The following is a 14,663-nucleotide window of genomic DNA, read 5'->3' on the forward strand; positions in this document are numbered from 1 at the left end:
CGAATTGTTTTGCGGTCGGTTAACGTCGGGTTGTTTTTGGGGCTTAAACACGGTTTCCCCTGCCGAAAGGCAGGGGAAACCACTGGGCAAAGCCTCACAGATTCTTAATTATTTCCTCCACGGAGGCCTTGGCATCGCCAAAGAGCATGTCCGAGTTCTCGTTAAAGAACAGCGGATTTTGCACCCCGGCATAGCCGGTCGCCATCGAACGCTTGAAGATAATCACGCGCCCCGCCTCCCAGACGTGGAGCACCGGCATCCCCGCAATCGGAGAGCCCGGCTCGTAGGCGTCAGGATTCACAGTGTCGTTTGCGCCGATGACCAGGACCACGTCAGTATCGGGGAAATCGTCGTTAATCTCATCCATCTCCAGCACGATGTCATAAGGCACTTTGGCCTCTGCCAACAGCACGTTCATATGACCGGGTAGACGCCCTGCCACCGGGTGAATCCCGAAACGAACCTCCACGCCCGCCTCGCGCAGTTTCTTGGTCAAGTCCGCGACCGCAAACTGCGCGCCCGCGGTAGCCATGCCGTAACCGGGGGTGATGATGACGGACTTGGCGCCCTTCAAAATCTCCGCGGCTTCGGGAGCTTTGATTTCGGTGTGTTCACCGTAATCCTTGGCTTCCTGCTTCGGGCCCGCGCCCTCGCCGAAACCACCGAGGATAACGGAGATAAACGAGCGACCCATGCCTTTACACATGATGTAGGACAGGAACGCACCGGAGGAGCCGACCAGGGCACCGACGATAATCAACAGCGGGTTGGACAGCATAAAGCCCGCCGCCGCGGCCGCCCAGCCGGAGTACGAGTTCAGCATGGACACGACCACCGGCATATCCCCACCGCCAATGGCTGCCACCAGGTGCAAGCCGAGCACCAGGGAAATCGCGGTCAGAACGCCCAGAGCAATCCACTGCTGCTGAACCAGAGCCGCATCGGCGCTTGCCGGGTCGGTTCGCTTGGCGACAATCATCCACACAATCATGGCGACAACTGCCAAAATCATCAGGATATTGAGGAAGTTACGCGCCGGCAGCATTAACGGCTTGCCTTTAATCTTTGCCGAGAGTTTCAGGTAGGCGATGATGGAACCGGTAAATGTCACCGCGCCGATAAAGATGCCAATCCCGACTTCGCCGAGGTGGAAACCCATGTCACGGACAGTTTCCGCGTTGGCGGTGCCCGAAAGCTCCATGAAGGTGTTGAACCCGACCAGCACCGCTGCCAGACCTACAAACGAGTGCAGCAAGGCGATGAGTTCGGGCATTCCCGTCATCTTAACGTTCTTGGCTTTCCACAAGCCGATAATCGCCCCCAGCAGCATACATCCTGCCAGGATAGCGGCCGTTTGACCGACGTGAGTCACGGCGTTTGCCGGCGGGGTGGCGGTCAGGGCGACAAAGATAATCGACACCAGCGCGATGCTCATGCCGGCGATACCGAACTTGTTGCCGCGCAGGGCGCTGGCCTGGTTAGACAGACCTGCCAGTGCCATGATGAACAGCAGGGCGGCGATGAGGTAGGCGAAGTATTCGACGTGTTCACTCCAGTAAGCGAGGGTGGTCATGTCGGCATGATCAGTTGCGTTAGCCGCAAAATTCACAAGTGTGGGCAACATGGCTTAGTCCTCCTTCTGGAACATCTTGAGCATTCGGTGGGTCACGAAGAAACCGCCGAAAATGTTGATGGATGCGATTAGGATTGCCAAACCAGCCAGACCGGTCACAATCCACGAGGTCGATTGTGCCAGCGACAGAATCGCACCGACCAGGATGATGCCCGAGATAGCGTTCGTTTCGCTCATCAGCGGGGTGTGTAGCGAGTGGGTCACGTTGGTAATGACATAGAACCCTGCCACAATCGCCAGCGCCAAAATAATGTAGTAGGGCAGCATTGAGAATGGTGTCACTGCGACCAGGGCTATGCCCAGCACGGCTGCCACAAAAATCCAGAAGTTCCGCATGGCGTGGGACTTTGGCTTTTCCGGTTCCGGCGCCGCGGGCGTTGCCGCGCCGGGGGCGGGCTTGGCAGGGGCTGCCGATACTGAAATGGCTGGCGGGGGCCACAGCACGTCCTTTTCGCGGGCAATAGTGATGGACCGCACGACTTCATCGTCCAGGTTAAAGACGATGTTGCCGTCCTTTTCCGGGGTCATCAGCTTCATGAGATTCACAATGTTTTGCCCATAGAGCTGGGAGGCCTGACCGGGCAGACGGTTGGCAAGGTCGGTGAAGCCAATGATGGTTACGCCGTTATCGGTGACGACGACTTCCCCGGCCTTGGTCAGTTCACAGTTGCCGCCCGCCATGTCCACGATGACGGAACCGGGCTTCATGCCCGCCACCGCTTCTGCCGTGAGCAGCAGTGGCGCGGGACGACCCGGAATCTGGGCAGTGGTAATCACGATGTCGGATGCAGCTGCCTGTTCGGTATAGAGTTTCAGGGCTGCTTTGGCTTGATCCTCACTCATTTCCTTGGCGTAGCCGTCGGAGGATTCCTGAGCGGGGGCGGGAATCTCTACGAATTCGGCGCCCATGGATTCCACCTGTTCGGCAGCGGCGGCACGCACGTCGGTGGCTTGGACGATGGCACCCATCGAGTTCGCGGTGCCGATGGCTGCAAGCCCGGCGACACCCGCGCCGATAACGTAAACCTTGGCGGGGGGCATCTTGCCGGCAGCGGTGACCTGACCGGTGAACAAGCGCCCGAAGGCATTAGCGGCTTCGATAACTGCCCGGTAACCAGCGATATTTGCCATCGAGGACAGCACGTCCATCGCCTGAGCACGGGTAATACGCGGCACGGCATCCATTGAAATCGCGGTCACGTTTCGCTCGGCGAACACTTCGGCGATTTCGGGATGAATACGCACCCCGAGGCGTGAAATCAACACGGCGCCTTCGCGCAACTGATCGATTTTGTCTTGCGGCGGGGTGTCCAAAGTCGTGACAATGTCTGCCTGCCAAACTTCCTGTGGTCCCACCACTTCGGCACCGGCATCGCGATACAGCTGGTCCGGGTACGATGCGTCAACGCCAGCTCCGGCTTCGACGATGACCTCATAGCCCAACTTAATCAGTTTGCCAACGGTGTCAGGTGTGGCAGATACCAGTTTTTGCCCCTCAGCGGGCTCTCTCGGTATTCCTATGCGCACGTATAACTCCTGAAATACTTAACTTAGTTGACGACGTTTGAGCCGTCGCGCGGGGTTTTCCCGTGATACAACCAGCTTATCAGGAACCGTCAACGCTAAAAAGGTCGGCTGTGTGGCGTCTAGTAGGGCGTAACGTAATCAATCAGGGACGCAATCGAAGGTACATAATTATTCACCAAGCTGTTTACGATGGAGATTGCCAGCAAGATGGCAGCCACGGACGCAATCTGAATAGATATGTTCCAGCGGGTTGAATCCGGGTTCAACAGTTTCATCGCTATGGTGCAGTTAATCTCTAGCATCAAGAACGCTGCCGGTATCACTATGTACCACATAAAATTAAACAGCGTGAAAAATGGCGAAGTGAGAAAACCGTTCATGAATGCGGTGATGATAATGGTCGGAATCATTATCACCGTCGGCAGCACCAGACCTGTACCCACAATGTTTGCTGCTTGCGTGAATGTGATGGGGGTCTTGTGGAATTTGGATTCTGCCATGAGCAATACCGACCGCAGCGAAATCAATCCGAATGTGATGCCTCCACCCAATACCAGATTGAGCAAAAGATTAATTAAGGCAATAAGCAGAGCCGAAAAGGTGCCGTTTATAGCTGCAGCTCCGGCAAAAAAGGCCCCGTAAATCCCATAGACAATGCTGAATGCCCCTGCCGAGGCGAACCACCATTCTTTGATGTGGCTATTGTCGAGAATGGTTTTGACGGTTTCCCCTTTGAAGGGGTTGACTAAAGAATCAACGAAAGCCTGCGGCACCTGACTGGGAGTTTTAGGGGTCACTGGTGGCGCTGCTGGGTAACCGGGTGTAGTCCCATAGACATTAGCGCCGGGCTGTGGAACGTATCCTGGCACGGGCTGACCAGGGGGCACCTGTCCGGGAGTCGCATAAGTGGGGGTGGGCGAGACAGGTGGAACGGGCTGAGTCGGTTGCGGCGCCTGCGGGGTCTGCGGCATGGTCGGAGCCGAAGGGGAGTTCATCGGGGGTTGCGGATAGCCCGGCATTGGTTGGGGAGCTGCGCCGGGTGCCGGCGCGGAAGGTGGCGAAAATACCGCATCGGATGCTAGCGGGGGCGGTGGCAAATCTGGATCAAGCTGAGGCGGATTCGGTGTCTGCTGCTGAACCGGCTGCGTCTGACTGGAGTGAGCCGCAGCGTGGCTGGATGGACCATTGGCTTGAAAACCTGCGGGGCTGGAAGGAGTAGACACTTAGGTTTCCTTTCAATCGACTTTGCGTTAAACGTCACCTTACCACCGACCTAAAGGTTGCCGAACGGCTATAAGACTTCGTTATTGTCATAGTGCGGTCCGCGCCGTAGCTAGGCGCCTGTCGTTGACCAAGTTCGTCGACAGGAGCTTCCCTAACGCTTCTGACCAAAGGGGCGGGATGGTTGCGGAAAATACAGTCCCCAACTTCGTATTATTTCCGCCTCAGAACGTTACACTGACCGTAGCAATTTGAGTATCCGCTAGTGGAAGGAATCTCAAGTGACCAGCCCATTCCTGCCCAACACCGATGGTAGTATCGCTAAGCCAGACTATACCCCTCACGTTTCCGTTTCTACCCCAGGACTTTCACCTTTCGGACAGACTTTCCCCGGAGCATCAGAGCCCTCGGCATCGTCAGAAGCGAAGGTTGCTGCCCCGACCCCAGGCACAGACGCTCTGGGACAGGGCGCAACGCAGACCCCGGCAGCTAATGCGACTGCTCCCGCAACTGTAACCGTCACCAATCAACCTGCCAGCGTCACACCGCCAAATGCGCCGCAAAACTTTTCCCCTAGCCCGCTCAAAGACCCCACGGCGTTATTACAGCAAGGACGGATGGGCAGGTTTAAAACCAATCGCAGCTTCTGGGCATATTTTTTCCTTTCTCCGCTCACCTTCGGGATTTACGGTCTGATCTTTATGTACGCCATGACCGAAGACCTCAACACTGTGGCTTGGAGAGACGGCAAGAAAACAATGAACTACCTCTTGCTGATTTTTATCGTCGGACCGCTGACCCTCGGCATTGGGTCAATTGTCTGGATAATTAAAGTATTTCTACGTATCGAGAACCAAATAAAGGTTCGCCAGATTAATTACAACTTCAGCCTGCTCAATGAACTTTTGTGGATGATTCCCGGTACGCTAATTTTGATTGGACCGTTCGTTGGCGCGATTAAGTGGGTTAAGGCCATGAACTTGCTGAATGCTGATGCCAACTTGGAAATGCAACAAATGCAGGTCACCCAGCCGGTTCAGACCGTAGTCAACGTTTACCGGTAATCCCTATTCCCAATGACCGATTCGTTCTGAGAACCGGTTATGCAACCGACGGAGGGGTCGTGGCGCCCACCAGTTCACCCGTCCAAACAGAGCCATCACGGAAGGCACCAGTACCATCCGGACGATAGTAGCGTCAAAGGCGACCGCCAACGCCAAAATAAATCCAACCTGCTTCAACACAATCATGTGTCCGGTCACGAACGCGAGGAACACAAAGACCAAAATGGTCGCTGCGGAAGTAACAATCCGCGCTGATCTCGACAAACCTTGAATCACAGACAGACGTGCCGACCCGGTCTCGTCCCACACCTCTTTCATCCGAGACAATAGGAACAGCTCATAGTCCATCGACAGCCCGAAGCCGAAACACATCAGCATCACGACCACGTAAGACTCCAGCCCCGGCAGCTTCTGCGCCCCCAGTAGCTCCACCCCGAAACCATCCACAAAGACCAAGGTGGAGATTCCCAGGGTTGCCATCAGTGACAACGTGTTTATTACCAGGGCTTGCAGCGGTATCACTATCGAGCCAGTCATCAGGAACAACAGGATGATAGTGATTATCACCAGCACGCTAAGCACCCAGGGCAAGCCTTGCGCCAGCGAAGAGATGAAATCGATTTGGTTCGCCGCCTGACCGATGACATAGCGTTGGAAATCGTGGGGTTTATCCCGAATTTCCTGCACGACCCGCTCCGCTTCCGGGGAACCAGCATCCGTGGTTTCCAAATCCACAATCACCACGGAGTCTTTGGTATCGCTCAGTTGTGCAGCAGCGAAAACTTGGGCGATACCTTTGATGTCGTGAAGGTTTGCCGCGGTCCACGCATCGAGTTCTTCGGGCGTGGTGTCCTCCGCCACGATACGCACCGGGGGCAGTCCCGTGCGCGGCACTTGCGCTGCCAAATCTTCGTACAAAAGCCTCTGTTCGTTCTGGACTGGCAGCATGTCCAGCAGCGAGTTGCGCAGGTTCAGGGTCGCCAGCGGCAGGCACGCTGCCACCAAAACGACCGCCGAGACAATGAATGACAGCCAGGGACGGCGGGTTACCCCGACTGAGATGCGGTAAAAGAACGTGTTTTCTGTCTCCGGGTCAACTTCCGGCGCACCCTGCGGATCTAGGCTCTGTTTCACCCGGTGCTTCACATGTGCCGGCTCGACGTTACCCATGAAACGGCTCAAGAACGGAATCCGGGACAGAAGCGAAGGCTTTTCCAGGTGGGCAGACGCCATGAACATGAGGGCGGACACTAAAGTCAGCGCGGCAATCATCGCCAGCAGCACGGTAGAAAACCCTGCGATTCCCAGTGACTTCAACAGTTCCGGGCGGAAGAAAATCATTCCGGAGGCGGCAATCGCTACGGTCAGGGCACTAAAGAACGTGGTTCGCCCCGCGGTTGCCAGGGTGATTTCCAAAGCCCGCAGATAGCGCGGGTTCAAAGCCTCCAACCGCTCACGAGTCTTGGGTTTTTTCACCCCGGAAAAGTCCGGTTCCCACTCGTCTGGAGGAAGCTCTCGTAACCGCACAAGTTCCTCGTGGTAGCGCGACACGATTAGCAAGCCATAGTCGATGGATAGACCCAATCCCAGCACTGAGATTACGTTGACCGCAAAAGACTGCTGTGCAAACAGGTAGGTCATCCCCAACATAATCGCCAAGGCGGTAGAGATCGCCACCAAAGCCCCGGACAGTGGCAGCAAAGCCGCTAAAAATCCTCCAAACACCACCGCCATAATTAAGAAAGACAGCGGGATGCCAATTGATTCGGAACGCACCAAGTCTCGCTTTAGGGTCTGGATTCCCGCATCGTTTACCAAGTCTGAGTCCGTGATTCGCACCTGGAAATCCGATTGCACGGCGTCTTTGGGCAGCGCCGATTTCAGCGTGACCTCCAGCTTTTCAAAAGCCTTCTCCACGTTCCTAACGTCTGGCTCGAACTGTTCCGGCGGATCCTCTTGGGCTTTCCCATTCACCCGCAAATCCATAGTCGCCACGATGACGAACCCCTGACCGTCTTTTGCCACCAGTTCCCGCGCTTGGGGATCGAGCATGGCATTGTATGCCACGAATGGATAAGACACCTTGTCTACGTGAGGCATCTCTTTAAGGGTCTTTTCAAACTTTTTCAGCTCGGTGTGCAGGGCTTTCGAAACGGGCCAGTCGGGTTCGGACAGCGCTTTGGCTTTATCACCCAGCGCTTTCGCACCGTCACCGATGGCTTGCGCGCGGTCTGCCAGGTCTTGGGCAATGTCCCCCTTATCTTTTGCCTGATTGCCCAGTTCCCGCGCCCGGTTGCCTTTCGCTTTGGCTTGATTGCCGAGCCGGCGGGCTTGCGCGGCGAGACTTTGCGCTTGGTTTCCGCTGGCAAGCGCCCGTTGTCCAGCTGCCTGCGCTTGGGCACCGATTTCTTGGGCACTAGCGGCCTGGGTTTGGGCTTCGGTGCCGGCAGCTTGGGCTTGGGCACCAAGACGTTGGGCAGCAGCGCCCTGTTCTTGGGCTTCGGCACCTGCCTGCTGTGCCGCGGCACCAAGCTGTTCCGCTTGCGCTTTTGCTGCCCCAGCACCCGCCATATCGCCACTGGTGGCGAGCTGTTGTGCTTTTGCTCCGGCAGCCTCGGCTTGCGCCTTCAAATCTTGCGCTTTCGCTCCCGCCGCCTGCGCTTTTGCTCCGGCAGCCTCGGCTTGCGCCTGCAACTCTCGCGCTTGCGCTCCCGCCGCCTGCGCTTTTGCTCCGGCAGCCTCGGCTTGCGCCTGCAACTCTCGCGCTTGCGCTCCCGCCGCCTGCGCTTTTGCTCCGGCAACCTCGGCTTGCGCCTGCAACTCTCGCGCTTGTGCTCCCGCCTCCTGCGCTTCATGCCCCAGGGATTTAGCTTGGTTGCCCAAGCTGGTGGCACGGTTACCCAGCTCGGTCGCTTTCGCCCCGAGAGCGCGCGCCTGTTCCCCCAGCGTCTGAGCCGGATCCCCCGCCGCTTTCGCTTCATTGCCCAGTTTCTTGGCTTCGTCTCCCTGATTCTCAGCTTTAGCCTTCAACTCATCCAGTTGACTCGCCAGCTTCGGAGCCTGTTCCCGCTCTGCCCGTAAATCAACTCCGGAAACGTAAGCCATCACGGAATATGCCGCGGTATGGTGACTCTCCACCAAGACTTGCCCCGAATGAGATTCCGATGGGGTCGCCTGCGGAACGTCAGAAATGAGCCGATTCCATAGGGGATTTCCGAATCCAGTCATCGCACTCAGTGAGGTGGCAATGACCACCAAAATCCAAAATGCCAGCACTTTCCTCGGCCTGAGGGCCAAGAAACGCGCCAGCTTGACATACATACTTCTAATGTAGTCATCCGGCGAGAAAGTCGCACCCGAATTGGAACTCCGTTTTTATCCCCGCACAAAACGGTGACGGTTGGATAAAACCGCGCCGATAGTCGATAATTGGCCTTATGTTCCGTGGTTTTACATTACGTCGCCCCCTGTGGGTTTCGGCACTGTTCATGTTGGCTTTCGCCCTAGTTAGTATCGTTCCGGTGGCACCAGCCCGCGCCGAGACCGCCGACACCCCGTCTCAGGACCTGTCGACCGAAGTACACCAGCTCCTCCAGCCCGCTCCTGCTGACCAACCAGACAGCACGACCCCCCTTGTGAACTCTCCCGAAATGGGATTCACCCAAGCCGGACAGATTCCTGACCCGCACCCCGCCACCGTCCAGATTATTATCGGACCGGGTCCGGACGGAATGGCATCCATGTGTTCTGGGGTTTGGGTCGGACCCAACATGGTGCTGACTGCGGCGCACTGTTTTAAGAGCCTGCCTCAAGGACCGGCGCGGATTTATTCTGCCAACTCCCACCTTCCGGGGACTCCTGCCATCGCCACCGGGGTGACTTGGGACACGACTTCACAAGGTGACGTGGCGCTGATTGTGACCACACCGGCGAACCATCCCATTGCCCCGGTCAGCGCGGCGATTCAACCCCCCGGTACTCCCCTGTTCATTTGCGGACAGAACTACATCATTAAAGAATCCGCCACCATCGAGGCGGTCTCCCAAATGATCGGCGGCAAAGGAAACTACTGCGCCAACGTCAACACCTTGGATGCTCGGACTGCCCAGCGTTTCCAGATTCCCCCTGCCGGAAACATCCTCGCCACCGTGCCGATGGCGGTAGATCGGGGGGATTCCGGCGGTCCTCTGTACAATGCTGCTGGCGAGGTGGTCGGTATCACCAGCTCGAAATCCCACACAGCTTTCAGCGATAACAGCGAACAGCTGCTGTTTAACGCGGCCTCACCGATGTCGCGCTTCGCGCCGTGGTTGAGGAGTTTAGGGGTGTCGGTGCACGGCAGCGAGGCTAATTTGGCGTTCAAGCAACTGCCGCCAAACGTGATGCGGGTCAGCGGTGCCAACCGGATGGAGACTTCCGGGATGATTGCTGAGGCTTCTCCTAACGTGGAAACCCTGATTCTCACCACCGGTTTAATTGCCGCCGATGGTTTGGCAGCGACTCAGCTCTCCGGGGTCACCAGCTCGGCGCTAGTCTTGTCGAATTCTCGCAATCATCTGGACTCCCAAGCCGTGAAAGCCCTAGATAAATTTGGGCTGCGCCGCGTCGTGCGCGTGGGCGGAACCGTAGGTCTGAGCGCTGCCGACCGGGCGGCGATTGCAGCCAAAGGTCTGGAATTGGTGGAGCTGGTCGGCATGGATCGATTCGACACCGCCCGGAAAGTCGCGCAATATCGCGATTCTTTAGGGGGCGACCCCAGAGTGGTCTTGGTGGCTGACGGCATCAATTTCCCCGATGCCCTCGCTGCCGGCGCTGCCACCGGAGCGCTGCGCGCCTCCCTGGTGCTATCCAGTCATGCCAGCCTGCCCGACGCTACCCAAAGCTACCTGAAACCCCTTTTGACCAGCGCTAAAATCATTACGGTGGGCGGTCCGGCACATTCTGCCGTCGCCTCGGCGGGCATTAATCCCAGCGCCACCTACACCGGGGCAGACCGTTACGACACTGCCCTTCGCCTCGCCACCGGTCTTGACCGCGGGCGCAACGTAAACGGTCTGGTGATGGTGTCGGGACAGAACTTCCCCGATGCCCTGGCAGCCGGAGCCTACACCGTGAAGCAAGGTGCGAAACTTGTGCTGATACCTCCCGCCGGGTCGAAACCCGCCTTTTTGCGGAGTTTGTGGGCATCCACCGGCTCCCACGGGGTCATCGTCGGTGGCACCGGCGCACTGTCTGACCAGGACGTAGCCTGGGCGCTGCGCTAGCCGCCCTCTTGCGGTTTGGCGTTCGCCGTTTGCGGTTTGGCGTTTGCGCTGCGACCAGAATCCCTGACTCTCGACATTGATTAAGATTGGAACCATGGTTTTTACTGCGAATTTGCTGGAATGGTTAAAAGACCCCGACGCCCTGTTGGAACACCTCATTTCCGCCTATGGGGTGTGGATGGTCGCCATTGTCGCACTCATTGTGTTCATCGAGTCCGGAGTGCTGTTCCCCGTGTTGCCCGGCGACTCGATGCTGTTTGCGTTGGGGCTGCTCCAAGACCGGATGCCGGTAAACCTCGCCGTAATCCTGTTCGTGCTGATTGTGGCAGCGATAGCCGGCGCCCAAGTCGGCTACTGGTTCGGGCTGCTGTTCGGCGAGAGGTTCTTTAAACCTGACGCTCGCGTGTTGAAAACCGAATACTTAGATAGTGCCCAAGTGTTCTTTCACAAGTGGGGTGGTCCCGCGGTGGTGTTGGGACGTTTCATCCCCTTCGCGCGCACTTTCGTGCCTATCGCTGCCGGTATCGGACGTTACGGCTGGGCGCATTTCACCCTGTGGAACGTCATCGGCAGTATTGCCTGGACCGGGGTGTTCATCGTCGCGGGAATTTCGCTGGGCGGAGTGCCCTTTATCCGCAACAATGTGGAGCTCATCGCCGTTATCATCATCGCGGCATCAGTCATCCCCATTGCGCTGGGAATTTTGAAAAAGACCCTGAGCAAAACTCCGGAAAGCGGAGATGCTGAGGAAAAGTAACATACACTAGGGCCATGGTGAAATACCTCCAAGATCCACTGAATCGGGCCATTTATTCGACGGATGCCTCAAACTATCGCATCGTGCCCGACCGGATTGCTCAGCCGAAAGACCTTGACCAACTGCGTGACACGATTTTGGAGGCTCTCTCCACCGGCGTGCCCCTCACGATGCGCGGTCGCGGCACCTCATGTTCCGGCAACTCCATCGGACCCGGTCTGGTCATAGATACCTCGCACCACTGCAACCGGATTTTGTCCTTTGATCCTTCCGCACGTCAGATTACGGTGGAACCAGGGGTGGTGCTCGCCGATATTCAAAAGGTCGGAGCGCCCTTTGGGCTGCGTTTCGGTCCCGATCCGTCCACTTGGACGCGAGCCACCGTCGGAGGCTCGATTGGCAACAATGCTTGCGGTCCGCACGCCCAAGCCTGGGGACGCGTGGCGGACAATGTCATTTCGTTGGACGTTATCGACGGTTTTGGACGGGAATTTACCGCCGCCTCCGGCGCGGGTGCGCTGGACGCGGTACCAGGTTTGCAGCGCCTAGTTGACGAAAATCTGGCGCTGATTCGCACGGAATGCGGGCGTTTTCACCGGCAAGTTTCGGGGTATTCACTGGAACACCTGCTGCCGGAAAACGGACGCGACCTGGCAAAATTCTTGGTTGGCAGTGAGGGGACTCTGGTCAGCGTGCTGCGTGCCACGCTTCGTCTGGTGCCGGTGCCGACCGCGCCGGTGATGGTGGTGCTGGGATACCCCGACATGATTGCCGCTGCCACCGATGTGCCGCTGATTAATGACTTTTCGCCCCTCGCGGTGGAGGGCATGGATTCCCGTTTGGTTTACACTTTGGCGCAAAAGCCGGGGGTTGGTGAGCTGCCTGAGCTGCCGGAGGGTAATGCTTGGCTGTTGGTAGAGATGGGCAGCGCCACCGAGGATTTGGAGACCACCCTGGCTCGTGCCAATGACCTGGCGCAAGCTGCCAACACCCGCGCCACCCTGGTGCTGCCCCCGTCCACGCAAGCCACCAAACTTTGGCGGATTCGCGCCGATGGAGCCGGGTTGGGCGGACGCACCCCGCTGAACCCGGACGGGAGCGGCAATGATCCGGCGTGGCCTGGCTGGGAGGATGCTGCGGTTCCGCCCCAGAATTTGGCGGCGTATCTGCGAGATTTCACCGATTTGATGCGGGAGATGAACGTGGACGGGATGCTCTATGGGCATCTCGGTGACGGCTGTTTGCACGTGCGGTTGAACCTGCCGTTGGGTGCAGAGGCAGGGCAAGGGCGTTCACGGGAGTTCTTGGAACGTGCCGCTGACCTGGTGGGCAAGCATCATGGTTCGCTCTCAGGCGAGCACGGAGATGGTCGGGCTCGCTCAGAGTTGCTGCCGCGGATGTATTCCCCCGCACTGATTGATTTGTTTAAGCAGGTCAAAGCCCTGTTCGATCCGCGAGGTTTGCTGAATCCTGGCGTCTTAGTCGATCCTGATCCACTGGATCAAAATCTGCGTCTGACAGCGGCTCAGGTCATTCCGGCTCTGCCCGGTCAAGGCTTTACTTTCCCGAAAGACAAGGACTTTACCGCCGCGGTGCATCGCTGCACCGGAGTCGGCAAATGCTTGGCAATGAACCAGGTTAAGAACGCTTGGATGTGCCCCAGCTATCTGGCGACTGGTCAGGAAAAGGATGCCACCCGCGGACGCGCCAGGGTGCTCCAAGAAGTCACGAACGGCACGCTCATTAAGAATTTTCGCGACCCGAACCTGTTGCGAGCTCTCGACTTGTGCTTAGCATGTAAGGCGTGTTCCACGGCTTGCCCGACCGGGATAGACATGGCGGCGTACAAATCCGAGTCGCTGTATCGGGCGTATCGCCGGTCGTTGCGACCCCGCTCGCATTACCTGTTGGGTCGATTGCCGGGGTGGCTGCGTTTGGCGCGACGGATTCCCGGCGGAGCGGGTCTGGCAAACAGTGTTTTCGGGGTAGGGTGGATTCGCCGCCTGGTGTTTCGGCTGTTCGGGCTCGATCCAAGCCGTCAGATGGCGCATTTTGCCTCCGAGTCATTCCGGACTTGGACACGGCGTCACGGCGGATACGCTGCCGAACCGGAATTCGACACGGACGGGCTGGTGAGCCCACACACGGATTCGACACCGGAGGCTACGGGACCAGTCAATGTTGCTGCCGCATCAGCGCGCGAGGGCAGCCAACCCGCTCCCGAAGCCAAGCCGTGGGTCGCCGTTTGGGCAGATTCTTTCTCGGAGGGAATCGCCCCCGATGGTGCTGAGGCGGTAGTGGAGCTGCTGGAAACGGCGGGATACCAGGTGTATGTACCGCGTCCGGCTTGCTGCGGGCTGACCTATGTGACCACCGGACAGTTGGACAAAGCCCGACACAATATGCGGCACCTCTGTCAGATTCTGGGACCCCTGGCAGTTAACGGGATTCCAATCGTCGGCGTGGAGCCATCCTGCACCGCGACCTTGCGCGATGACCTGGAACGTTTACTCCCCGATGATCCCCGCGCTCACGCTATTGCCCGAGCCACGCGAACTTTGGCAGAGCTGCTCAGTGACCCGGAGACTGCCCCGAACCCAGATGTCTGGCAGTTACCGGATTTGCGCGGAGTCCAGGTCGTTGCCCAGCCGCATTGCCACCACTACAGCGTCCTGGGCTGGGAAACCGACCGCAAGCTGCTGGCAGCCACCGGGGCAGAGGTCGTAGAACTGGCAGGATGCTGCGGCATGGCAGGCAATTTCGGCATGGAACGCGGCCACGTCGAGGTTTCAAAGCGGATTGCCGAACACGCCTTACTGCCCGCCCTGCGTGAACACCCGAACGCGATCTTCCTAGCTGACGGCTTCAGCTGCCGTACTCAGGCGGAACAGCTGGCGGGTAGCCACGGGATTCACCTAGCGCGACTGCTGCTGGGACCCAGCGCTCGCGTCGAAGCCTAACCCCACTGCGCGACGATTCCGCACCAAATCAACCAAAGAGCACCCGGAAAACACCCGGTGAATCCAGGTATGCGCGCGGGGGTGTGAATATAAGGTGGGATTTGGGCAGTAGCTGCCATTATTGGCAGCTACTGCCCAAATCCCACCCTATAATCCACGCGCGCCCCATGAAACCAGACAAGTCGCCCGGAGAAACCCGGCATAAAACTTAAAAATGTTTCGGTGTGCCCTCTACGC

8 protein-coding genes are annotated in these 14,663 nt (G+C 58.0%); 4 read left to right on the forward strand and 4 right to left on the reverse strand.

What is annotated here, in order from left to right; translation table 11 throughout:
- Nucleotides 1-94 precede the first annotated feature (94 nt).
- From HMPREF0576_RS06625 to HMPREF0576_RS06635, 3 genes are all read right to left on the reverse strand, one after another.
- Nucleotides 95-1,624: an NAD(P)(+) transhydrogenase (Re/Si-specific) subunit beta gene (locus HMPREF0576_RS06625; protein WP_004007498.1), complete on the reverse strand. Its 1,530-nt coding sequence runs from the start codon at nt 1,622-1,624 to the stop codon at nt 95-97.
- A gap of 3 nt (nt 1,625-1,627) precedes the next feature.
- Nucleotides 1,628-3,160 (reverse strand): Re/Si-specific NAD(P)(+) transhydrogenase subunit alpha, encoded by a 1,533-nt coding sequence (locus HMPREF0576_RS06630; protein ID WP_004011236.1) that lies wholly within the window; start codon nt 3,158-3,160, stop codon nt 1,628-1,630.
- Nucleotides 3,161-3,279: 119 nt separating this feature from the next.
- Nucleotides 3,280-4,383: a beta-carotene 15,15'-monooxygenase gene (locus HMPREF0576_RS06635; protein WP_169761436.1), complete on the reverse strand. Its 1,104-nt coding sequence runs from the start codon at nt 4,381-4,383 to the stop codon at nt 3,280-3,282.
- A 279-nt stretch (nt 4,384-4,662) separates the two neighbouring features.
- Here HMPREF0576_RS06635 and HMPREF0576_RS06640 point away from each other — a divergent pair, with 279 nt between their 5' ends.
- A complete protein-coding gene (locus HMPREF0576_RS06640; protein WP_004011237.1) occupies nt 4,663-5,445 on the forward strand; it encodes a DUF4234 domain-containing protein in 783 nt (260 codons plus the stop codon).
- 3 nt (nt 5,446-5,448) lie between these two features.
- On the opposite strand, the gene HMPREF0576_RS06645 is transcribed toward HMPREF0576_RS06640, so the two are convergent.
- Nucleotides 5,449-8,766 (reverse strand): MMPL family transporter, encoded by a 3,318-nt coding sequence (locus HMPREF0576_RS06645; protein WP_004011238.1) that lies wholly within the window; start codon nt 8,764-8,766, stop codon nt 5,449-5,451.
- A gap of 116 nt (nt 8,767-8,882) precedes the next feature.
- Here HMPREF0576_RS06645 and HMPREF0576_RS06650 point away from each other — a divergent pair, with 116 nt between their 5' ends.
- The 3 genes from HMPREF0576_RS06650 to HMPREF0576_RS06660 all read left to right on the forward strand — a co-directional run bounded on the left by HMPREF0576_RS06650 (nt 8,883) and on the right by HMPREF0576_RS06660 (nt 14,426).
- Nucleotides 8,883-10,709 carry a cell wall-binding repeat-containing protein gene (locus tag HMPREF0576_RS06650; protein ID WP_245527364.1) on the forward strand — a complete coding sequence of 609 codons (1,827 nt, stop codon included), beginning with the start codon at nt 8,883-8,885 and terminating at the stop codon, nt 10,707-10,709.
- A 94-nt stretch (nt 10,710-10,803) separates the two neighbouring features.
- Nucleotides 10,804-11,466: a VTT domain-containing protein gene (locus HMPREF0576_RS06655; protein WP_013189036.1), complete on the forward strand. Its 663-nt coding sequence runs from the start codon at nt 10,804-10,806 to the stop codon at nt 11,464-11,466.
- 14 nt (nt 11,467-11,480) lie between these two features.
- Nucleotides 11,481-14,426, forward strand: a complete 2,946-nt coding sequence (locus HMPREF0576_RS06660; RefSeq protein WP_004011240.1) for an FAD-binding and (Fe-S)-binding domain-containing protein — start codon at nt 11,481-11,483, stop codon at nt 14,424-14,426.
- Nucleotides 14,427-14,663 lie beyond the last annotated feature (237 nt).

The sequence above is a fragment of the Mobiluncus holmesii ATCC 35242 genome (assembly GCF_000185445.1).
Lineage (GTDB): Bacteria > Actinomycetota > Actinomycetes > Actinomycetales > Actinomycetaceae > Mobiluncus > Mobiluncus curtisii.

Bases quoted from the DNA above. Each gene is read 5' to 3' on its own strand.
- HMPREF0576_RS06660 (WP_004011240.1), top strand. From the start codon at position 11,481: ATGGTGAAATACCTCCAAGATCCACTGAATCGGGCCATTTATTCGACG.
- HMPREF0576_RS06650 (WP_245527364.1), top strand. From the start codon at position 8,883: ATGTTCCGTGGTTTTACATTACGTCGCCCCCTGTGGGTTTCGGCACTG.
- HMPREF0576_RS06655 (WP_013189036.1), top strand. From the start codon at position 10,804: ATGGTTTTTACTGCGAATTTGCTGGAATGGTTAAAAGACCCCGACGCC.
- HMPREF0576_RS06645 (WP_004011238.1), bottom strand. From the start codon at position 8,766: ATGTATGTCAAGCTGGCGCGTTTCTTGGCCCTCAGGCCGAGGAAAGTG.
- HMPREF0576_RS06625 (WP_004007498.1), bottom strand. From the start codon at position 1,624: ATGTTGCCCACACTTGTGAATTTTGCGGCTAACGCAACTGATCATGCC.